This window comes from Desulfobotulus alkaliphilus (assembly GCF_007830435.1).
Lineage (GTDB): Bacteria > Desulfobacterota > Desulfobacteria > Desulfobacterales > ASO4-4 > Desulfobotulus > Desulfobotulus alkaliphilus.
Genome location: NZ_VLLC01000007.1, coordinates 12,293 through 33,346 on the forward strand (window position 1 = coordinate 12,293; position 21,054 = coordinate 33,346).

Consider the following 21,054-nt stretch of genomic DNA (forward strand, 5'->3'; position numbering starts at 1 on the left):
GCGTTTTCTTTTTAAATCAGACACCATTCTAAAGGTTCAGGATCCAAGGGGCTCTACGGAAAAATGCCGGTCCAGACGCATGGTACTGAACAGACTGTAAATATCTTTGGCCACATTCACAACCTTCAGCTTGCGCCCCTGCCGGTTCAGGGAGTTATGGGTAGCAATGATCACGCCGATACCGACAGAATCCACCATTTCCACACCGGCAAGATCCAGACAGATGTCTCCGCTGCTTTCCTGGATAAGATTCTGGAGTTCCGTACGAAAATCATTGGCCATGGACGCAACAATATCCACGCCGGGAATGACAGTGGTCCAGTCCTGCTCCTTTACAATCTGACTCATGGCATGCACTCCGTATATTATAGAAAAAGAGATGCCGGGGCTCCGACAATGGGAATACTTAGAAATGGCGGGATTTCATAAGGGGCCTTGAATGGCAAAACAAAAAAAACATAACATAAGACTCAAGGAATCTCAACGTGAATCTGCTCCTTTGACCGGAGAAAATACACCCCCGATTCTACCACCCGCGCTCACGGCAGCCCTCTGTGGCATGGCTGCCTTTGCCGCCTTCCCGCCCCTTGGACTCTGGCCCCTCCTTTTTATAAGCCTCGCCCTTCCCATACGCAGCGCCGCAGACATGGGTCAGGCTGGCAGGGCTTTCCGGCTGGGATTCATTTTCGGCCTTTTCTTTTTTTCTGCCACCCTGCACTGGCTGGCCGCCACCGTACAGACCTTCGGCGGCCTTCCCTGGCCCGCCGCTCTGGGGGCCCTCGGGCTTCTGGCCGCCTATCTGGCCCTGTATCCGGCCTTTTTCTTTCTTTTCATCCACCATCTTTACCGCAGGAAAAAAAATATTCTCCTCCTTGCCCCGGCCGCATGGACAGCCCTTGAGTTCCTAAGGGGGCATTTTTTTACGGGTTTTCCATGGGCGCAACTGGGCCACGGCCTTACCGGTGCGCCCCTTCTCATACAGTCCGCAGATATGGGCGGTGCCTTTCTTGTTTCCTTTGCCATTATTATGGTGAATACGGCACTGGCCTTTCCCGGGAAAAAAGGGAAAAATTTAGCCATCCCCCTCAGCATCTGGCTCTGCCTCGGAATTTACGGACATTTCCGCATCAAAGACACCGAACAGACCATAGCCCAGGCCCCGGTCATTGACGTTTCCATCCTTCAGGGCAACCTCCCGCCGGATCAGAAATGGGATCCTGCCTTTCAGCGGGAAACCCTTGACCGCTACCACCGACTCATGGAAAAAGCCCCCGAAGGCGAAAACCGCCTTTTTCTCTGGCCGGAAACCGCCACACCCTTTTATCTTTTCATGGATACGGCTCCCACCCGGCGGATTCTTGCCCACATAAAGGCATCCGGCGGATACCACCTCACGGGCACCCCCGTCTTTGAGAGAGACTCCCATGGAAAACCCCATCTCTTCAATACCAGCTACCTCATCAGCCCCCAAGGAGACATCCTTGCACGCTACGACAAGCAGCATCTCGTTCCCTTTGGTGAATACATTCCCCTTAAAAAACTTTTTCCCTTCATGGAAAAATTCATTATTCCCGCAGGAGAGTTCACCCCCGGCACCCAGCCACCGGTCCTTGCCTTTCAGGAAACCCTTCTCGCTCCCCTGATATGCTTTGAAAGCGTATTTCCCTATATTGCAAGGGAGGCCGTGGCAAAGGGGGCCGAACTCCTTGCCGTCCAGACCAATGACGCATGGTTCGGAAATACGGGAGGCCCTGCCCAGCACCTTGCCTTCAGTCAGTTCCGGGCCGTTGAGTTCCGGAGAGCTGTCATACGCAGTGCCAACACCGGCATCAGCGCCCTCATTCTGCCCACGGGCCGGATAACAGAACAAACATCCATGAACACCAAAGCCATTCTCAGCGTTCAGGCACCCCTGCTCAAAGAAAAAAGTATCTATGCCCGGTTCGGCGATTTTTTTGCATGGACCTGTCTCTTTGTGGTAGTATTCTATTTTGTGGCAGCCGCCCTGCCCGTCCACAGAAAGGGGGCGGACAGATCTGCCTGAGAAAAAAATTTTTCTGATTTTTTCAAAAAGTCCCGTTTCCCCTGCATGCCAAGGGGCTTCATTTAATTTTTAAGGAGAATGCCATGTCCGCAGAACTGAAGCAGCGCACAAAGGATCAGCGCGCCCAACTCCTTCAGTTAAAGGGGTGTCTTTGACCTCGAACACCTCAGCTACCGTTTAAGTGAAATTGAATCCATCATTGCCAATAAAGATTTCTGGGACAACCCCGAAGCCGCCAGACCCATTCTTCAGGAACGCACCCTCCTTTCAGGAAAGCTGGAAAGCTATCAAAAAATAGAAAACGCCATTGATGATGCGGAAATGCTTCTGGAAATGGCCGTGGAAGAAGGAGATGAGGAAACCGTAAAGGATGTGGCCCTTCAGATGGATGCGGTGGAAGAAAACCTCAGTGATCTTTCCTTAAAGCTCATGCTGGACGGAGAAGATGATTCTGCCACAGCCATCATGTCCATCAATGCCGGTGCCGGAGGCACGGAAGCCCAGGACTGGGCGGAAATGCTCTTCCGCATGTACAGCCGCTGGGTGGAACGCAAGGGTTTTTCCATGCAGATGGTAGATTATCAGCCCGGAGATGAGGCAGGCATTAAAGGTGTCACCTTTACCGTAAGCGGTGAGTTTGCCTTTGGCTATCTCAAAACCGAATCCGGCGTACACAGGCTGGTACGCATTTCCCCCTTCAACGCCAACGGCAAAAGGCAGACTTCCTTTGCCTCGGTTTTTGTTTACCCTGAGGTGAATCAGGCAATCGAAATCGACATCGAAGACAAGGATCTGCGGGTGGATGTATTCCGGGCTTCCGGTGCAGGAGGCCAGCATGTGAACAAAACCAGCTCCGCCATCCGCATCACCCATCTGCCCACAGGCATTGTGGTTTCCTGTCAGCAGGAAAAATCCCAGCACAGAAACCGGGAAATGGCCATGAAGGTTCTGCAGTCCCGCCTGTATCAGCTGGAGAAACAGAAACAGGATGAAAAAATGCAGGAAATGCATGACAGCAAGGGAGAGATCGCCTGGGGCTCCCAGATCCGCTCCTATGTGCTCCACCCCTACCAGATGATCAAGGACCACCGAACCAACCACGAGACCGGCAACAGCCAGGCCGTGCTGGACGGTTCTCTGGACGGCTTCATTCAGGCGGAACTGCTCCGCAGAAGCCACGCAAAGGGCAAGGCATGAATCCAAAGATCCTGACAATTCTGGATCATTATTATCCCGAAGGCCACCCTGCAAGAGCCATTCTTTTGCAGCACTCCCGCATGGTGGCCCGCAAAGCACTGGATGCGGCTTTGCAGATCATGGAAGAAGGGCCGGATCTCAACTTCATTGCCGAAGCTGCCCTTCTCCATGATATCGGCATCGGCCTCACCCATGCCCCGGACATCGGCTGCCATGGGAAAGAGGCCTACATCTGCCACGGCTTTCTCGGCCACGACATACTGAAAAAAGAGGGCCTGCCCCGCCACGCCCTTGTTTGTGAACGCCACACGGGAACGGGCCTTTCAAAGGAAGAGATTCTGAAAAAAAAGCTGCCCCTGCCCCAGCGGGACATGCAGCCTGTCTCCCTTGAAGAGGAAATCATCTGCTATGCGGACAAATTTTTCTCCAAGAATCCGGGGGAGGCGGGCAGGGAAAAACCCCTTGAGGTCATCCGCAGCCAGCTGGCCCGTTTCGGAGACCAGCAGCTGGAACGCTTTGACAACTGGCACAGGCGCTTTGGCACAGCCAAAGAAAGATCCGCAGAAGAAAAAGCCTTTTGGGATGAATTCGGCCTGATCCGGAAGCTGACAGCAGATCAAAAAGACCCCGCCATACCCGTAGGCCCCGGAGATGATGCCGCCCTCCTGCCCTGCCTGCAAAGGCCCGTCATCTCCACCGACACCCAGAGGGAGGGGGTTCATTTCCTGAGAAACTGGATGTCCTTTGAAGAGCTGGGGTACAAAGCGGTTATGGCCGCTGCCAGTGACCTTGCCGCCTCCTTTGCAAGGCCCCTTGCCCTCTTTGTCAATCTGGGCCTGCCCCCCGGAGAAAAGGAAGCGGATATTCTGGCCCTGCAGCAGGGCATGCATCTGGCCCTGAAAGAAACGGGGGGAAGCATTGCCGGCGGCAATATCTGCAAAGCGGAAGTGTTGTGTGTGGATCTCTTTATGGCAGGGGAGGGAGGAGAAATCTTTCCCCGAAGGTCCCATGCAAAAAGCGGGGAAGGTATTTATGTGACAGGCTTTTCAGGGGATGCTGCCGCAGGCTGCCATGCCCTTCTTTCGGAAAACCCCAAAGGCGCAGAAAGCCTGATCCGCCGTTTCATTAAGCCCAAAGCCCGCTTCGATGCAGCAATCCTCCTTGCCGATGCCGGTGTCCGCTGTCTCATGGACCTAAGCGACGGCCTTGCAGGGGATGCCCTGCATCTGGCAAAGGCATCGGGCCTCACCCTTGCCCTTGATCCCCACGCCATTCCTTTGTCTCCTGAGCTTCTGGCCTACGCCAGCCGCTGCGGAAAAGATCCCCTTTTCTTTGCCCTCACCGGAGGGGAGGATTATGAGCTTCTTTTCACGGCGGAGGACAGCATAGCTGAAAAACTTCGCTCACAACTTCCCGGCATCACCCGCATTGGTACCTGCCTTGGGGCATCCGAAGGGAAAATCACAGGGCTTCCGGAATGGGCGACCCATGGATTTTCCCATGGAAAAAAAGCGTAGATAAAAACAGGAGGTTTCCGTGCCTGATCTGATCCCCATGCACGGCGGCTACCGGAAACTGAAAAGCTTTCAGATGGCACAGCTCGTCTATGATGTGACGGTCCGTTTCTGCAACCGCTATATTAACAAATTCAGCCGTACAAAAGACCAGATGGTGCAGGCAGCACGGTCAGGAACACAGAACATTGCCGAAGGCTCGCTGGCGTCGGCAACCTCCAAAAAGACCGAACTGAAACTTACGCAGGTCGCACGGGCCAGTCTGGAAGAGCTGAAACTCGATTATGAAGACTTCCTCCGGCACCGGGATCTTCCCATGCTTGGCCCGGAACACCCCGCACTGATAAGATTCAAGCAGATAAAACCCCAAAGCCTTGATGCCTTTGCCCTGTGGGTACAAAGTGAAAGAAACACAGACATCCAAAGACTTACAGGGAGGGAGAGCCAGAACAGCCAAGGGCCCGGCCCCTTAAGCTCCGCCTGCCTTGCCGCCAATGGGGCACTCTCCCTGCTGAACCTGACCTGCTACCTCCTTGACCGCCAGGTAAAACGCCTGGCCGATGACTTTGAAAAGGAAGGCGGTTTCACAGAACGCATGTACCGTATTCGAACGGAACGGCGGCATAAACCCCGGAAGTGAGAAAGAAAAAGAAAGAAAGAAAAAGAAACACAGACATACAAAGACTGTCAGGGACAGACAGGGACAAACAGAAACAGGCAACCGTTTGCGCAGGCCTGTGACAATCCGTGCTGGTCCGTGACAGTCCGTGACAGTCCTTGTTAGTCCTTGTTAGTCCTTGTCAGTCCGTGTTAGTCCGTGTTAGTCCGCAAAAGCCCGCACTTCCCCTAAGCCCCTACACAGGACTGAAAAAAAGCAAGGCCCCCATGCCTGTGATACACAGAGCCCCCGCAAGGACCGGAACCTGATACCACAGGGGCCTCACCCGCACACCGGAGCCCATGGCGGAAAAAGCCTTCCTTGCATAAAGGGACAGCACGCCAAAGGTGATGGTGGTCAGGGAAAGCCCCGCCGCCAGAAAGACCATGGCCAGTACCCCTGCCAGCAGAATATCCAGTGAAATGGAAAAAAAGAGGATGAGCGCCGCACCGGGGCAGGGAACCATGCCCACGGCCAGACTCAGGGAAAGAAGGCTGCGCCTGTCGGAGTCGCTGGCACAGCAGGCACAATCCTCCCCTGCCCCATGTCCGTGAGTCATACCCCGAAAGGCCTTCCAGGCCATAAAGAGCCCCACAAGCACAATCAGTCCGGCACTGAACTTCTGTATCTGTGAGCCTGCGCCGTCCATGGCACCGGGCCCTCCTGCTTTCAAAATAAAATAAAGAACAAAAACCAGTACAAGGGCAGATAAAACATGGAGAAAACCCATGAGTCCTCCCATGGCGATGGCCTGAGTCAGGCTGCCCCTTCTGCTTAAAAACCATGTACTCACAAAAACCTTGCCATGACCCGGCCCCAGGGCATGGACCACCCCATAGGCAAAGGCCAGCCCCATATAGGACCAGAAAGCCTTACCCCAGGGGTTCTCACGGATCTGGCGGGCATACCCCCCCGCCTTCTGACGAAGCTGCACCTGCCAGACAAGAATCCTGCCCATGGCTTTGGAACCGGCATCCCGGACCCATGAAGGCAAAAGGTCTGCGGGTTTGAAGGATGATTCCTTCTCCGCTGGTGCGGCCTGCACAGACCGCTGAAAGGGACTGCTGGCAAAGGCCTCTCCGGCCATGACCAGCAGCACACACACAAGCATAAGCCATCCGGTTTTACCCATCATTGTATTTTCACCTCAAAGCGAAGCGCCACAGGCGTCATGAATCCATAATAGTAGGCAAGATCCGGTCTTTCCTCGGGGGCGGACACCACTTTCCAGCCATGGTCCTTTTTTCTTATTCCCACATTTTCCGGCGGAAAAAAGAGATGACAGAAAAAGGACTCATCATAAACCGCCACATGGAATGTTGCCGTATCTTCTTCCGGGGAAAGGACAAAGGGAATAAAAAAGGAATAGACCGCATGGCCTTCTTCAATCTCCACGGAGAAATGCTCTATTCTTTTAACGGGAACCTTCCTGCCATCCTTCAGGATCGTCGTAAAAAAGCCAAAGTTTTCTAAATTCTGAAAGGTTTCCTCGTAAACGGTCTTCAACTCCTTTTCACAGAAGACCCCATCTGCATTCTTATCAAAATCTTCGATAACCCAGGCACTGAAATACTCATCAAAGGCCCATCTCTGCCATATGCCCCGCACCCCCTTTTCGTCCAGCTCCAGCTCAAGGGCCGTCTGCACAAAAACATGGGGATGGGCCAGTGCCTGCGCTCCCCATAAAAGACCTGTCAGGAGAAGCAAAAACATCCAGCATCTGCCTGTCATCTTCATTCTCCCTTCTTTTTTTCTCATCAAATATCCTGCCCCCTACCATCCATGGCCGGGATCCCTTCCCCTGAGGCTCTCAAAGAGCCCGATACCAACGGCGGTGGAAAGGTTCAGGGAACGGATGCTGTCATGGATGGGAATATGCACATGCTGCCCCGTAAAGGATGCCAGAATGTCAGGGGGAAGTCCTTTGGATTCAGAACCGAAGACAAGAATCATCCGGTCCAGAGGGGTGATCTCCCGAAATGTCCGGCTGGCGGTTTTGCTAAAAAAAAGCAGTTCTTCCTGAACGGGCTTCATGTAATCCATAAAAGAGGCAAAATCAGGCCACACCTTTAAAGAAACCCTTGGCCAGTAATCAAGGCCCGCCCGCTTTACCTCCTTTGCGCTTAAGGAAAAACCCAAAGGCTCCACCAGATGCAGTGTGGCCCCCACTCCCAGACAGCTCCGGCCCACACAGCCCGTATTCCATGGAATTTCCGGATGAACCAGTACAATGTGACGTTCTGCGCTGACCCTCTTCATTTTCTTATAGCCCGTCTTTTCTTTCCTGAGTTGCCTGTAATTTTTCCGGTTAAGACCGGCCTGACCGAATGGGTGTGGCAATAAAAATCCATTTAGGCCATACTTGAAATCCGGTATCCGAATACGCACCAACGGCATCTTTTAATCAGAAAATCCGGAAAAAATCCATGCGCATCGACTGCCACACCCATATTTTTCCCGAGAGCGTTCAGAAAAACCGCAAAGCATTTCTGAATGATCCCGCCTTTGCCCTTCTGTATGAAAATCCCGCATCCATCCTTCAGGGGCCTGAGGCCCTCCTTGCCTCCATGGATGCAAACGCCATAGATATCTCCCTTGCCTGCGGATTCCCCTGGCGCAGCAGACAGCGCCTTCGGCAGCACAACGATTTTCTCATGGAAACCAGCCGCAGATATCATGGCCGCATCCTTGCCCTCTGCTGTGTCCATCCTGAAGATTCATGGGCCGCAGAAGAAGCGGAACGCTGCCTTGGGGCCGGGGCCTTTGGCATCGGAGAGCTGGCCTGCTACCACAGGGATTTTGACAAAGACCTTCTGGAAAAGCTCAGCCCCGTCATGGCACTTTGCAGACAGTTTCAGGCCCCCATCCTCATACACACCAACGATCCCATAGGCCACAGCTATCCGGGAAAAGCGCCCATTTCCCTTGAAGGCATTGAAAAACTCCTGCAGCACTTTCCGGATAACCGCATGATTCTTGCCCACGGTGGCGGGGGCTACCCCTTTTACAGCCTGATGAAAAAGGGCGTCACCGGGAAAAAAAACCTTGTTGCCTATGACACGGCGGCCTTCCCCTACCTTTATAAAAATGAAGCCTACGCCTTTTTGCTCCGGTTATCGGAAAATCCGCTTCTTTTCGGCTCGGACTGGCCCCTTCTTTCCCCTGCCCGCTACTTCAAAGACATGGAAGAGGCAGGCCTTTCCACGGAAGACATCCTGAACCTCTGCGGAAAAAATGCAGCCCGCTTTCTCTGGCCCCACACTTCTTTGCGTCAGCCTTCAAGATAAAAACCTGTGAAAAATGAAGGATGCTTTTGATTTAGCGCTTATTTCTGTTATAGAGCCATGGTATCCGGCATGTTTTTTTAAGTGTATCCGGAAGAAAGCCCTCATTAAAACATATATCTGGCAATCCGTTCAGATACAGATTCCCCAAGGAGTTCCGATGTCCCCCATTCGCATAGGCACCCGAAAAAGCAAGCTGGCCCTCTGGCAGGCAGAATACGTTGCGGATCTTCTGCAGAAAGCTGGCATGGAGACCGAACTGATTCCTCTGGAAACCAAGGGAGATAAAATACTGGATGTCTCCATTGCCAAAATAGGTTCCAAGGGTGTGTTCACCGAAGAAATCGAAGCAGCCCTGGCCTCCGGAGAAATGGATATTGCCGTGCACAGCGCCAAGGACATGCAGTCCGTTCTCCCCGAAGGCTTTGAGCTGATTGCCTTCACAGACCGGGAATATCCGGGCGACGTGCTTGTCAGCAGAAAGAAGGATGCCAGCCTCAGCAAGGGAGAAAAACCCCTCACCGTTGGAACCTCATCGGTACGGCGGGTGGCCCTCTTAAAGCATCACTTCCCCCATGTGAAGGTCGTGGATATGCGGGGCAACCTGCAGACCCGTATCCGTAAAATGGATGAAGGCCAGTGCGATGCCCTCATTCTCGCCTTTGCCGGTGTGCACCGCATGGGCTACGATGATCTGATAACAGAAAAACTCCCCTTAACCCTTTTCATTCCGCCCGTGGGTCAGGGATGCATTGCCATTGAAGCCTTTACCCATCTGGACCCGGAGCGCAGAAAAAAAATCCGTGCCGCCCTCAATCATCTGCCCACGGAAACCCGGCTTCTGGCAGAACGGGCCTTTCTCCGCCGCCTCGAAGGGGGATGCAGCATTCCTGCCTTTGCCTTTGCAGAGCTGGATGGGGACAGACTCTGCATTTCTGCCGGTATCATTGATCCCATGGGGCAGAAGCGGATTCACAGAGAGCTTGAAGGTGATGCCAAAAATGCCGAAAATCTGGGCCACAGCCTTGCAGGGGAGATCCTTGCGGCAGGGGGCCGGGAAATTCTGGATGACATTCACAGACAAAAGAATATCTGATTACCACTGTCTTTCAGCCATATAAGCCTTAATCATGGAAATTATATGACCAGATTTTACGAATGTTGCGGGCACCCGTAAAGGGTGCCCCTACACAAAACAGGGCCGTAAAAGCCATTCGTAGGGGCAGGCCTTGCGCCTGCCCGTATTAAAGCCCGCACCATGGGCCTACCAACAACCGGACCAGCAGGCTGTGGCTGAGTCAGGGTAGTAATCAGAAAAGAATATCTGACCTCCGAACCGGCCATGGCCCGAAAACAGTGGCCGGGTCAGGGTGGCAGTCAAAGCATAAAATGCACCGCAGCATACATCGCATCCTTTAGATATACCCCCGGACAGCCCCCCTTTTCACGTCATTATTTTGACGTTTTCCTTGACAAGACCCCCTCACCCGGTTAGTCTTTTTTGGATGTTACCCTGACAGCCATATCAAATATTTCTCTGGAAGAGAACATATGGAACCAGTGAACCCCATGGACAGGCATCCAAACCGGATACCACACCACCCGGACACAGACCTAATCCATAAACATTCCAGATCAAAAACAGGGATCTTTTCCACCAGGAAGAGGCTCTTTCAGGAGACACAAAGGAATAGCAATGAAAACAAAGCATACCGTTGAAAAAATCGGGGGCACGTCCATGTCCCGTTTCAGCGATGTCCTGCAAAACATCATCCTGGGCCAGCGCAGCCCCGAAGATCTTTACCACCGCATCTTTGTGGTCTCTGCCTATGGGGGTATCACCGACCTGCTTCTGGAGCATAAAAAAACAAGGGAACCCGGTGTTTACGGCCTTTTTGCCAATGACGACGTCTCATGGGCCTGGGGGGATGCCCTCAACCGGGTGGCAGAACGCATGATTGCCATCAATGCCGAACTGGCCCCCTTAGGGCTGGACCTCATGACCGCAGACCGCTTTGTGCGGGAACGCATTGAGGGTGCCCGGAGCTGCCTGCTGGATCTCACAAGACTCTGCTCCTTCGGGCACTTTCAGCTGGAAGAACACCTCATGACCGTGCGGGAAATGCTCAGTGCCGTTGGCGAGGCCCACAGCGCCTTCAATACGGTGCAGATCCTCCAGAACTACGGCATCAATGCCCGGCTTGTGGATCTTTCCGGATGGATGGAAGAATGTGCCCTGCCCATTGATGAAAAAATCCAGTCGGTTTTCTCAGAAATTGATGTGACCCAGGAAATGCCCGTTGTCACAGGATACACCCGGTGCAAGGAAGGCCTGATGGCCACCTTTGACCGGGGCTACTCAGAAATCACCTTCAGCAAGGTTGCCTGCCTTACGGGGGCCAGCGAAGCCATCATCCACAAGGAATTTCATTTAAGTTCCGGAGACCCCAAACTCATGGGCCCGGAAAACGTGGCACCCATGGGCCGCACCAGTTATGACGTGGCAGATCAGCTTTCCGATCTGGGCATGGAGGCCATTCACCCCCAGGCAGCCAAAGGCCTGCGCCAGGCGGGCATTCCAATCCGTGTAAAAAACACCTTTGAGCCGGATCATCCGGGAACAGTGATCGATGGCCAGTACCGGAGCAAGGAAGCCTGCGTGGAAATTATTGCGGGCCGGGAAAGTGTTCTGGCCATAGAAATTTTTGATCAGGACAGGGTAGGCTACCACGACAGGGAGGCGGCGGTCTGTGATGTTTTCCGCAGGTTCAGAATGCAGTCCATCGCCAAAAACCTGAACGCCAACACCATCATCCATTATGTGGACAGCTCCCTCAAGCGGGCCAACCGGCTCACCGAGGCTCTGGAGGAAACCTTTCCCGGAGCAGAGGTTACCATACGCAAAGTGGCCCTCATTGCCGCCATCGGCAGCAATATGAAGGTTCCCGGATTTCTCGCAAAGGCAACGGGGGCGCTGCTTGAAGCAGGCGTCAACATTCTTGCAGTGCAACAATCCATGAGACAGGTTGACATGCAGTTCATTGTAGCGGAAGAAGACTATGCAAGGGCTGCCAAAGCCCTCCACAAGCGGCTTGTGGAGGACGAAGCCCACAAAGAAAACGCTGCAACCGGGGCCGGTGCCATGGCCCCATAACCGGAGTCTGCATGTTCTTCAAACGTGACGTCAGCTACACCGTATGGTGGAACCTTTTTCTCATCACCTTCGGCGCCATCATGTACGCCATCGCCATCAAGGGCATTGCCACACCCCACGCCTTTGTACCCGGCGGGCTTTTCGGCCTTGCTTCCCTGATTTACTATCTTACCGGCCTTCTTGAACCGGGCATCATCTTCCTTGTTCTTAACATTCCCCTCATGACTCTGGGGGGAATGCTGCTGAGCAAACGCTTTGTCCTCTATACCATCTGGGCCATTCTTGTGACCACAGGGGCCTTTGCCCTTTACCCCTATACCATCCCCATTGAAGACCAGCTCTATGCGGCCATCAGCTGCGGGGTCATCTCCGGCATGGGTGCGGGCATTGTCCTCCGCTCCTTAGGATCCAACGGCGGCCTGGATATTGTAGCCCTGCTGCTTCTGCAGCGCTACAATATCGGACTTGGAAAATCCTACTTCGCCTTTAATCTTATTTTATACTTCATCAGCTTCATCGCCTTTGAAACGGACCTTGTCATTGCCTCCATCATTATGGTCTTTGTGGCCTCGGCCACCATGGAATACAGCCTTTCCATGTTCAACCAGCGCAAGGTGGTTTTCATTATTTCCAACGAAGCCGATGCCATTGCCCGCAGGGTCATTGACGAGCTGGGCATGAGCTCCACCCTCATCCCTGCGGTGGGTGCCTATCTCCGCACGGAACGCCAGGTACTCATGACCGTCATCAACAACGTACAGCTGAAAAAGCTTGAGGAAATCGTTTTTACGGAAGATGAGAACTCCCTGTTCATCGTGGAAAACACCTTCTCCGTCATGGGAGCCTCCTTTTCCAAGCGCAAGATCTACTGAAAACCCACAAACAGTCAAAAACTTGACAGGCAAATCATAGCATGCTATGGTTTGCCTGTTTTTATCTGAAAGAGGTCCGTCGCAGAGCCTGCTTTGCCTAAAGGAAGCAGAGACACTTCACTTTTACACACTCAAACCCAAGGAGGAAACGAGCCTCAGAATCTGTGCCCTGATCCAGCGAGGCCGATGATGAAACCCGACAGCTTCCCCTACACATTCCGCCATCCCGAAGCAAAAGACGGAGGAACCCTCTGGCAGATGGTCAAAGAAACGCCAGCGCTGGATCTGAACTCCGCCTATTACTATATCTATTTTGGACATGCCTTTTCCAAAACATCCCTTATCGCAGAGAAAAACGGGCACCCCGCCGGTTTTATTACAGGCCTGACACCACCCGGTGACCCGGACTGTCTTTTTATCTGGCAGGTCTGTGTGGCCGCCTCCTGCCGGGGAGAGGGACTGGGCCTTGCCATGCTCAGTGAACTGAGCCGAAGGGTGAATCCCCTTCGGGTAGAAGCAACGGTCACTCCCTCCAACAAGGCCTCCATTGCCCTTTTTACGGCACTGGCCCGGCACCATAATGCGCCATGGCGCTTTGAAGAGGAAATTTTCCCGGCTTCCTGCTTTGGAAAGGCTTCCCATGAGCCGGAAATTCTGTTTCGCATTGGCCCCCTCGTACCGGAATAAAGGGCTTTTTCAAAAGCCCGTACAAAATGCTACAGATAAGAGGGACTGCCATTGATCCTGAAATGTGAATTTTTCAGGATGCCGATCCAGCCCCTGACATATGGATAAAAGAATCTTCCACATTAAAAAACAGGAGAACAAGATGCGTATATTTGAAGCCCTCGAATCCCAGGTCCGCGGATATATCCGCTCCTTTCCCACCATATTCGCCACTTCCAAGGGTGCTATTCTTACGGATGAATATGGCAAAAATTACATCGACTTCTTTGCCGGTGCCGGGACCCTCAATTACGGACACAACAACGACAGAATCTCCAAAGCCATGATTGAGTATATTCAGTCCGACGGCATTATCCACGGCCTGGACATGGCAACAACAGCCAAGCGGAATTTCCTGGAAAAATTTTCTTCCACCATTCTGGAGCCAAGGAACATGGACTATAAAATCCAGTTCACCGGCCCTACGGGAACCAATGCCGTTGAAAGTGCCCTGAAACTGGCCAGAACCGTCAAGGGACGCTCCAATGTGGTTTCCTTTACCAATGGCTACCATGGTCTTTCCATGGGTGCCCTTGCCGTAACGGGCAATACCTTTTACAGGGACGAGGCCCATATCAGCCGCTCCAACGTCAGCTTCATGCCCTTTGAGAACTACTTTGGTGACAGCGTGGACTCTCTGGCCTGCCTGAGAAAAATGATTGAAGATACAAGCTCAGGCCTTGACCTTCCCGCAGCCGTCATCGTGGAAACCATACAGGCCGAGGGTGGCATCAATGTGGCTTCCGCAGAATGGCTGAAGGGGCTTTCCGATCTCTGCCGCGAATTTGATATCCTTCTCATCATTGACGACATTCAGGTGGGCAACGGCCGGACTGGCAGCTTCTTCAGTTTCGAATTCGCAGACATCAAACCGGACATCATCACTCTGTCCAAGGCCATCGGCGGCGGCCTTCCCATGGCCGTCGTTCTCATGCGGCCCGACCTCGACCAGTGGAAACCCGGTGAGCATACGGGTACCTTCCGGGGGAACAACCTTGCCTTTGTGGCCTGCACCGAAGCCCTGTCCTACTGGGACAACAACGCCTTAAGCGAATCCATACAGTACAAGGGCAATCTCATGTATGAAGGTCTGGATGTCATCCGGACCACATGGCCGGAACTTGAGGCCACCATTCGCGGCCGGGGCATGATCTGGGGCCTTGATATTCCTGAACGGGGCATGGCAAGGGAAATTACCCAGAAATGCTTTGAAAAGGGCCTTGTCATGGAGCTGGCCGGTGCGGAAAAACAGGTTCTCAAACTGCTGCCGCCCCTTGTCATTGAAGAAGAGCTTCTCAAGGAAGGGCTTGCCATCATTGCAGAGAGCGTGAAGGAAGTCCTCAAGGAAAGGGAAATTGCTTAAAAAAATGCAGCCCCCCACCGGGGCTGCCTGCAAAAATTCTTTCCATCTGAATATCGGGCATTAAAAAAAGCAGGAGAGATTGATGATTGTTCGTACATTAAAGGAAATCACCGGAACGGATCGGGATAAAAAGGCTGCCAACGGCAACTGGGTCAGCCGCCGCTTTCTTCTGGCAAAGGATGGCATGGGTTTTTCTTTCCATGAAACCACCATATTTGCAGGTACGGAAACCCGTATCTGGTACAAAAACCATCTGGAAGCCGTCTACTGCGTTGGCGGCAGGGGTGAGCTGGAAAGACTGGACACCGGAGAAATCATCCCCATATCCGATGGCACCATGTACGCCCTTAACGGGCATGAGCCCCATCTCTTAAGGGCCTCTGAAGACATGCGCCTTGTCTGCGTTTTCAACCCTGCTCTGGTGGGCACCGAAGATCACAACAAGGACGGAGTCTACGCAACACCGGAAGAGGAAACCGGCAGGGCCTGATTCCTGCCAAAAGGGTCTGCCAAAAGGGGGCAGCCCTTCCTTTTTCTACGAAGACAGATCCTCCGTTTTATATTGGCTGTAGCCTTCATAATAATAACTCACATCAATCCCCTTCATAAAAAGGGGACGGTCATCAATTTGATGTGTGAGAGCTTGTTTGAGGAGAACTTTAATTTCAATGTCTTTGACAACACTGCGTTCCATGGCAGAGAGATACTCATCTTTATCCACCAGATTCCAGTCGATCACCTGCCTGATTTCTTTTTTGAGCATAAGGTCAAGCCAGATACGGGTGGCCCGTCCGTTCCCTTCACGAAAGGGATGGGCAATGTTCATTTCCACATATTTTTCCATGATCTGGTCAAATGTACTTTGGGGCATGGAATCTATATGTGCAAGGGATTGTACTAAATACATCACCGGCGCAAACCGGAAATTTCCTTTGGCAATATTTTTCGTACGGATTTGCCCTGCGAAGTCATAAATATCTTCAAAGAGATACGCATGAATAAATGCAAGCCCTTCAAAGTACCCCACCCTGACCTTGGCAATGTCACCAGAGTCAAAGAGCTGAATGGCCTTTTGCTTACTGATTTTTTCTTCGGCTCTGGCAAGCTCAACCTGATGGGTGATATTCAGCTTATTTTCTAATATCATTACATATTTCCTTCACTAAAATATGACAGCCCCTAAAAAAAGATGCTCCCACCATAAACCATGGGAACATCAGGAAACAAGCCTTCCGTTTTAAAAAAAAGATCTGCAGGCCTTCTTTTTTAGCGTAAAGGCTGCCCCCTTTCCCTTTAAAGATCTGCGGTTTTTTATTTTACGCCCTTTTCCTGTCCATTTTCTTTACAAAGACGCAACCATACCGACAGACAAATGGGGCAGATACGGCCATAATACAGGAAAAATCCTTCAGGCATGCTTATTGCTATTTCAGATCTGTTGGCACACCTCTTCTGCTGTCAGGCACCAGCCCCTTTTCTTATCCGGGAAGTGTTATGGAAAAAAAATTCGAAAAATGCATGTTTGATCCGGCAGATTACCACCTGCTGGAAATCATCAGAGATATCCGGAACCGCCAGAAAAAACAAAAGGATCTCCGCCAGCGCATCGGACCCTACCTGCACCCCAGAGGCATCAAGGAAATGGCTGCACCAAGGGAGCTTCGCATGGCCTATGCCATTGGCCATCTCCTGGACAGTCTGGACGAGGGAAGGGTGGAAGACCGGCTGACAGCCCTGCAGTCCCTTGTGGATGAAGTCATGAATTCCACGGAAGGCAATCTGCGCAAAAATACGGCGAGGGTTCTTCTCCAGCTGATGAAGGAACTGATCCGCTGTGATGAAAGGGATACCCGCCGACAGCTGGCCCTTGCCCATGATTTCAGAAGGGCTGCCGTGGGCAGACCCAGAGTCATCCGCAAACTCCTCAGCCACTATCATCTCCTTGAAATGCCGGAAGAATGGAATCAGGTCAGCTTTGACGACCATGTCCATGATGCCAACACCAAAGGCAGAAAAAATCCCTGTCACCTCATCATGGATGCCTGGATCAAAGGCATACGGGAAATCCGGGTAATTTATTACAATCACATCCCAAAACAGGCACTGGCCGAGCTCATGAACGCCGCCGCCATCATGGGAATTAAAGCCTCCATAGGCATTGAGTACGAAGTGTTCTTCCGGGGACGCATGGTTTCCTTTATCTGGGCGCCTGCGGGACTGGATACGGCAGATGCCATGGTCAGATTTTTCAGCCTGCCGGAAGTGGATGCCTTCATGGAAAAAGGCAGGGCCGTTTCCTCCCACAGATCCGCTCTGGTACTGAAAAGCCTGCACCATTTCAACCGGGTTCACCGGCCTGCCATGGAAAGGGAGCTGGGCATTCCCCTGCCCGAAGTAAGGGAGAAGGACTTTCTGGCCATGGTGGGTCTGGGGCAGCCCTCCACCCTTCACCTCTCCGCCTATCTCCACAGGCTTTTAACAGGGGCCTTAAACAAAGCCCTTTCAGAAGTTGAAGACTCCCGGCAAGGGCTCCCGCAGGCCAGCCCTCTCCCGGAAGGAGACACAGGAACTTCCCCCCTCAGCAAGGCACCCGAGCCCCTGTCGCCGGGCCCCAAAAACGGGGAAACGAATTTTCCTGCGGCGGCCCTGTCTGCAAAGCGCAGGGAAATCCTTGAAAAACTAACCCCTGAAATGATCGAAAAAGACTGTCTTCTTCCGGAAAATCTGCCCCCTGCCCAGCCTGACGAAAAAGAGCTGCCGGAACTCCTCACCCTTTCGCCGGAAACACTGTGCGAAAAACTCTCCGGCCTGCACCCATCCTTCTCCCTGACCCTCAATCTTAAACACCTCAGGACAGAAGATGTGGCGGAGCTGCTTTTTCTGGGTCAGGGCAGAATAACTCACCTTGAAATTTTCAATCTCAAAGATCAGGCCATGGGAAAAGCCCTTGCCTACAAAGAGATCAATGCATTGCAACTGGCCCTGAATCAGGGCAACATCATCACCCTGAAACGCATGCTCACGGACTGCTGCCACAGGCTTGAGGAGTGCTCAGACTCCGATGCCCGGAATCAGTCGGCAACCTTAGAAAACATCATCAGCCAACTGGGCCATATGGTTGCCCCCTACGCCCACCGCCCCCTGAAAACCCGTATAGGAACGGACTCCACGGGCAATTCCCCCCGTTTTTTCGGAATGGGCCTTGTCCTCCGGGATACCCTGCCCTTCCGCACCCGTCGCTATTTACATAAAAAAATAGGCATCCATCACCACAGACCGGGAATCCGCATCCCTGTTCTGCCCCATATCACATGGATACCCAAAAAACCGCCCTTAAAAAAACTGGCCCCCCTGATGTATCGCCTGCGCTATGCAAAAATACTGCGGCCCGTCACCCACAGCAAACATCAGGACTATATCATCCGGAAAAGTGCCGTGCGTCTGGAGTCCAGAGGCAATGTTATTACTCTGGGCGGCACCATGAACGGCGAGCGGACAGAAAAGAACGCCGCCAGAAACAGGGAAGCTGTTTTCCGTTTCCACCGGGTGGCCTATCTCAACACATCGCTCACCCAGTTTCTGAAAGTAGCCATCGGCTTTATTCCTGCTTTTTTAACCTTTGCCCTGACAAAGGACTGGTGGCTGCTGGCCTATTTCGGTGCCGTAATCTGGTTTGTCATCACGGGGCTGCGCAATATCCTGCAATCCGTGCTGGGCGGAGGCGGCATTCGCCGTTCCCCCCTTCTGAAGTGGCACGACCATGTCCGCTGGAGCCGTGTGGCAGATTCCCTTCTCTTTACAGGCTTTTCCGTTCCCCTGCTGGATTATGTGGTCAAGACCAGAATTCTTGACGAAACCCTTGCCATTACCACATCCAGCAATCCCATTGCCCTTTATGCCTGCATGGGACTTGCAAACGGTATTTATATTTCCACCCATAATTTTTTCAGGGGGCTTCCCAGAGCGGCTGTGATCGCTAATTTTTTCAGAAGCCTTCTCGCCATTCCCGTCGCTGTCCTCTTTAATGGTATCTGCGGACAGATCCTTTCCGGCACAGGCCACGGCAATCCGGACGAAGCCCTGCAGAAATGGGCGGCCATCATATCCAAAACCGCATCGGATACGGTTGCGGGCATCATCGAAGGTCTGGCGGACCGTTTTCACAACCTTGCTCTGAGGGCACAGGACTACAGAAAAAAAATGCGGCAGGTCTTTACAACCTGTATGGATCTGGAGCTGGCCTTTCCCAAATCCGACATTCTCTCCCTGCTCTCAGACCCCGAACGCCGGAGTCTCCCGGAAACTCACCCCCACTCCGGGCTCAGCACAAAGGTAATCATCAATGCCCTGGATTTTCTCTACTTTTTCATGTACCAGCCCAGAGCAGGGGTGGCCCTGAAAAAAAGGCTGCTGCGCATGTCAGAGGAAGAGCGCCGGATTTTTTATGCCTATCATCTGGTGCTGAAAGAAGAAAAATATGTGAGTACCCTGCTGATCAACGGACTGATCGGTAAAAACTTCGGACCGGGCCTTTCCTTTTATCTGGCCAACTACCGCCACTACCTTCAGACCCTCAGCCGCTGGATACCGGAAAGCTCTGGCCATGCGCCATCGGAGAAAAACGAGGGGAATGCAGCCCCTCCTGTTCCCGGATAAAACAAGGACAAATATTTCTTTCAGAGTAACTATTCAGCACGATTTTCCTTTGACAAATCGAAAACTTACAATCAGACATATAGACAACCGAGCCATTTGCTCGTGACGCAATCCGAAACGATTGCAATGTCACTCACAAACCGCTCGATTGTCTTTTATTTGAACCAAGATCCCGAAATTAAAGAACTTTTTTCAGAATAAAATGTACTGAATAATTACCTTTCAGAAGCCGCAGACGCCCCTGTCTGAAGGGTCGCCTGTGGAAGGACAGAGAACCGTATCCCCCGATGGCAGGCGGTTATGAAACCAGTCCGCAGTAGCTGCAGGACGGCCCCTGTCCGGAATAAGCTCTTTGATAATTTCAGCTATCTGCTCCTGATTCCGGGCGGTCCATCCCGTAAAATGACGGATATCCCCGTCACGTACAAGACGGATCATTGGCGTCTGCAACGGTGAACCCTGAATATCGGCAAGCTCTTTTTCATTCTGCAGAATATAACATTCTGCCATTTTCAAGGCCGCAGGCGAAAGATCTCCATAAATGCCCATGGCCACATTTTCAACGGCCCTGCGCCTTGACTGGGCATTCAGTCCCACATGCTTGATACGAATGGATACCTTAAGATTGTTTTCATACAGAACACCTGAAAAATAAGAAACAGCGGCCTCGCAAAAGGGGCAGTCCGGTGAAACAAAAACCTCTATGCGAAGGAGATCCTTGCCTGTCTTTTTTTCCGTAAGGCATATGGGCAGACCTTCGGCAAGGATTCTTTCCGGAAAAAACGGCGGGAACAAAACCATATGAAACACCAGCATAAAAACAAAGGCAGGAAAGCATTTTGCGGGCAACTCCCGAAGACGGGCAGGAGGCTTTAAGAAAAAATCCTGAACCAGAGTAACGATGTAAATCATGAAAACCATGGCTGCAAAAATCAGGCAGGAAGTACAGAATTCCCTGAAATAAAAAAACTGCAGCAGAATCAGATACAGCTCAGCCCCTGCCATGGCAGATATGATCCAAAAACTTATTTTCTCAAAGCCTCTGATCCGTAAAATCCAGAAAACAAGAAGCCCCAGAAAACCCAGCAGAGAGAGGGGAATACCATATAAAATACCGATACTGGATTCATGCAGGGAGGTACAGGCTGTTTCGCAACCCGTCACGGCGGAAGGAGACAGAAAGGGCATGGAAAACAAATCATTGGCGGCAATCCATGCGCTGAAAAAAAGAGCGGTTGCAAGCAGCAGGTGAAAGATCTTTTTTATCATTGTCCCAACCTCGGTTCCTGTTTTCAAAACCCCTTAAAATCCTAAAACAAAACACCAGACATACAATCAAGTACGCTAAAAAAATGTAATTATTCAGCACAGTTTGTTTTGAACTGTCAATGCTGTAATTACAGCAGCTTCGTACTATTGCAAGGCTCCGTGGCTATTTGCAAGTGACATTGCAATCGTTTCGGATCAGAGATTTGCAGGCCTGTGCGAAAGAAGCGGCAAACTGTCTGAGCCGCCACAAAGGCAGCGTACTTAAGCCTGCTATGACAATCAAAAAGCTTATCCTGCCTGTGGCGGGGAGTTTTTGC

General features: G+C 52.2%; 18 protein-coding genes. 12 read left to right on the forward strand and 6 right to left on the reverse strand.

The annotated features are described in order from the left end of the window. Nucleotides 1–36: 36 nt before the first annotated feature. The gene (locus LZ24_RS05695; RefSeq protein WP_144683298.1) at nucleotides 37–348 is read right to left on the reverse strand and encodes an STAS domain-containing protein; all 312 of its coding nucleotides are present in this window, start codon (nucleotides 346–348) and stop codon (nucleotides 37–39) included. Nucleotides 349–439: 91 nt separating this feature from the next. On the opposite strand from LZ24_RS05695, the gene lnt reads away from it, so the two are divergent. The 4 genes from lnt to LZ24_RS05715 all read left to right on the forward strand — a co-directional run bounded on the left by lnt (nucleotide 440) and on the right by LZ24_RS05715 (nucleotide 5,395). Continuing rightward, a complete protein-coding gene (gene lnt, locus LZ24_RS05700; protein WP_144683301.1) occupies nucleotides 440–2,044 on the forward strand; it encodes an apolipoprotein N-acyltransferase in 1,605 nt (534 codons plus the stop codon). An 83-nt stretch (nucleotides 2,045–2,127) separates the two neighbouring features. Continuing rightward, a protein-coding gene (gene prfB / locus LZ24_RS05705; RefSeq protein WP_186442959.1) for a peptide chain release factor 2 occupies nucleotides 2,128–3,241 on the forward strand; the annotation gives its coding sequence in 2 pieces (ribosomal slippage) (nucleotides 2,128–2,184 and nucleotides 2,186–3,241; 1,113 coding nt in all). Then, nucleotides 3,238–4,758, forward strand: coding sequence for a thiamine-phosphate kinase (thiL, locus tag LZ24_RS17170; RefSeq protein ID WP_186442960.1), 1,521 nt, complete (start codon nucleotides 3,238–3,240; stop codon nucleotides 4,756–4,758). Before prfB ends, thiL begins: the two co-directional genes overlap by 4 nt. Nucleotides 4,759–4,777: 19 nt before the next feature. Further along, nucleotides 4,778–5,395: a four helix bundle suffix domain-containing protein gene (locus LZ24_RS05715; RefSeq protein ID WP_246118528.1), complete on the forward strand. Its 618-nt coding sequence runs from the start codon at nucleotides 4,778–4,780 to the stop codon at nucleotides 5,393–5,395. Nucleotides 5,396–5,609: 214 nt separating this feature from the next. On the opposite strand, the gene LZ24_RS05720 is transcribed toward LZ24_RS05715, so the two are convergent. The 3 genes from LZ24_RS05720 to LZ24_RS05730 are packed head-to-tail and all read right to left on the reverse strand — an operon-like array spanning nucleotide 5,610 to nucleotide 7,753. Continuing rightward, nucleotides 5,610–6,548, reverse strand: a complete 939-nt coding sequence (locus LZ24_RS05720) for a nickel/cobalt transporter (RefSeq protein ID WP_144683307.1) — start codon at nucleotides 6,546–6,548, stop codon at nucleotides 5,610–5,612. After that, nucleotides 6,545–7,144, reverse strand: a complete 600-nt coding sequence (locus tag LZ24_RS05725; protein WP_186442961.1) for a DUF1007 family protein — start codon at nucleotides 7,142–7,144, stop codon at nucleotides 6,545–6,547. Before LZ24_RS05725 ends, LZ24_RS05720 begins: the two co-directional genes overlap by 4 nt. A gap of 42 nt (nucleotides 7,145–7,186) precedes the next feature. Further along, on the reverse strand, nucleotides 7,187–7,753 hold the full coding sequence (locus tag LZ24_RS05730) for a tRNA (cytidine(34)-2'-O)-methyltransferase (protein ID WP_246118529.1): 567 nt from the start codon (nucleotides 7,751–7,753) through the stop codon (nucleotides 7,187–7,189). 86 nt (nucleotides 7,754–7,839) lie between these two features. Here LZ24_RS05730 and LZ24_RS05735 point away from each other — a divergent pair, with 86 nt between their 5' ends. From LZ24_RS05735 to LZ24_RS05765, 7 genes are all read left to right on the forward strand, one after another. After that, entirely contained in the window at nucleotides 7,840–8,700 is an 861-nt protein-coding gene (locus tag LZ24_RS05735) for an amidohydrolase family protein (RefSeq protein WP_144683316.1), read from the forward strand. 157 nt (nucleotides 8,701–8,857) lie between these two features. After that, on the forward strand, nucleotides 8,858–9,793 hold the full coding sequence (gene hemC, locus LZ24_RS05740) for a hydroxymethylbilane synthase (protein ID WP_144683319.1): 936 nt from the start codon (nucleotides 8,858–8,860) through the stop codon (nucleotides 9,791–9,793). A gap of 600 nt (nucleotides 9,794–10,393) precedes the next feature. Beyond that, nucleotides 10,394–11,851: an aspartate kinase gene (locus LZ24_RS05745; RefSeq protein ID WP_144683322.1), complete on the forward strand. Its 1,458-nt coding sequence runs from the start codon at nucleotides 10,394–10,396 to the stop codon at nucleotides 11,849–11,851. 11 nt (nucleotides 11,852–11,862) lie between these two features. Beyond that, complete coding sequence (locus LZ24_RS05750) at nucleotides 11,863–12,723, forward strand: YitT family protein (RefSeq protein ID WP_144683325.1); 861 nt, start codon at nucleotides 11,863–11,865, stop codon at nucleotides 12,721–12,723. A gap of 186 nt (nucleotides 12,724–12,909) precedes the next feature. Further along, nucleotides 12,910–13,410, forward strand: a complete 501-nt coding sequence (gene ectA / locus LZ24_RS05755; RefSeq protein ID WP_222427546.1) for a diaminobutyrate acetyltransferase — start codon at nucleotides 12,910–12,912, stop codon at nucleotides 13,408–13,410. A gap of 142 nt (nucleotides 13,411–13,552) precedes the next feature. After that, nucleotides 13,553–14,812: a diaminobutyrate--2-oxoglutarate transaminase gene (ectB, locus tag LZ24_RS05760; protein ID WP_144683328.1), complete on the forward strand. Its 1,260-nt coding sequence runs from the start codon at nucleotides 13,553–13,555 to the stop codon at nucleotides 14,810–14,812. Between the two features lie 82 nt (nucleotides 14,813–14,894). Next, nucleotides 14,895–15,302: an ectoine synthase gene (locus LZ24_RS05765; RefSeq protein WP_144683331.1), complete on the forward strand. Its 408-nt coding sequence runs from the start codon at nucleotides 14,895–14,897 to the stop codon at nucleotides 15,300–15,302. A 45-nt stretch (nucleotides 15,303–15,347) separates the two neighbouring features. Here the strand turns inward: LZ24_RS05765 and fic are convergent, their stop codons facing one another. After that, nucleotides 15,348–15,959, reverse strand: a complete 612-nt coding sequence (gene fic, locus LZ24_RS05770) for a protein adenylyltransferase Fic (RefSeq protein WP_144683334.1) — start codon at nucleotides 15,957–15,959, stop codon at nucleotides 15,348–15,350. A 347-nt stretch (nucleotides 15,960–16,306) separates the two neighbouring features. Here fic and LZ24_RS05775 point away from each other — a divergent pair, with 347 nt between their 5' ends. Continuing rightward, entirely contained in the window at nucleotides 16,307–19,468 is a 3,162-nt protein-coding gene (locus tag LZ24_RS05775; RefSeq protein WP_144683336.1) for an SLC5/6 family protein, read from the forward strand. Between the two features lie 222 nt (nucleotides 19,469–19,690). On the opposite strand, the gene LZ24_RS05780 is transcribed toward LZ24_RS05775, so the two are convergent. Further along, nucleotides 19,691–20,737 carry a DsbA family protein gene (locus tag LZ24_RS05780; protein ID WP_144683339.1) on the reverse strand — a complete coding sequence of 349 codons (1,047 nt, stop codon included), beginning with the start codon at nucleotides 20,735–20,737 and terminating at the stop codon, nucleotides 19,691–19,693. Between the last annotated feature and the right edge of the window lie 317 nt (nucleotides 20,738–21,054).

Coding starts and splice junctions, on each gene's coding strand:
- LZ24_RS05725 (WP_186442961.1), bottom strand. CDS start 7,144: ATGACAGGCAGATGCTGGATGTTTTTGCTTCTCCTGACAGGTCTTTTA.
- hemC (WP_144683319.1), top strand. CDS start 8,858: ATGTCCCCCATTCGCATAGGCACCCGAAAAAGCAAGCTGGCCCTCTGG.
- thiL (WP_186442960.1), top strand. CDS start 3,238: ATGAATCCAAAGATCCTGACAATTCTGGATCATTATTATCCCGAAGGC.
- LZ24_RS05750 (WP_144683325.1), top strand. CDS start 11,863: ATGTTCTTCAAACGTGACGTCAGCTACACCGTATGGTGGAACCTTTTT.
- lnt (WP_144683301.1), top strand. CDS start 440: ATGGCAAAACAAAAAAAACATAACATAAGACTCAAGGAATCTCAACGT.
- fic (WP_144683334.1), bottom strand. CDS start 15,959: ATGATATTAGAAAATAAGCTGAATATCACCCATCAGGTTGAGCTTGCC.
- LZ24_RS05765 (WP_144683331.1), top strand. CDS start 14,895: ATGATTGTTCGTACATTAAAGGAAATCACCGGAACGGATCGGGATAAA.
- LZ24_RS05745 (WP_144683322.1), top strand. CDS start 10,394: ATGAAAACAAAGCATACCGTTGAAAAAATCGGGGGCACGTCCATGTCC.
- LZ24_RS05720 (WP_144683307.1), bottom strand. CDS start 6,548: ATGATGGGTAAAACCGGATGGCTTATGCTTGTGTGTGTGCTGCTGGTC.
- LZ24_RS05775 (WP_144683336.1), top strand. CDS start 16,307: ATGGAAAAAAAATTCGAAAAATGCATGTTTGATCCGGCAGATTACCAC.
- LZ24_RS05780 (WP_144683339.1), bottom strand. CDS start 20,737: ATGATAAAAAAGATCTTTCACCTGCTGCTTGCAACCGCTCTTTTTTTC.
- ectA (WP_222427546.1), top strand. CDS start 12,910: ATGATGAAACCCGACAGCTTCCCCTACACATTCCGCCATCCCGAAGCA.
- LZ24_RS05735 (WP_144683316.1), top strand. CDS start 7,840: ATGCGCATCGACTGCCACACCCATATTTTTCCCGAGAGCGTTCAGAAA.
- LZ24_RS05695 (WP_144683298.1), bottom strand. CDS start 348: ATGAGTCAGATTGTAAAGGAGCAGGACTGGACCACTGTCATTCCCGGC.
- ectB (WP_144683328.1), top strand. CDS start 13,553: ATGCGTATATTTGAAGCCCTCGAATCCCAGGTCCGCGGATATATCCGC.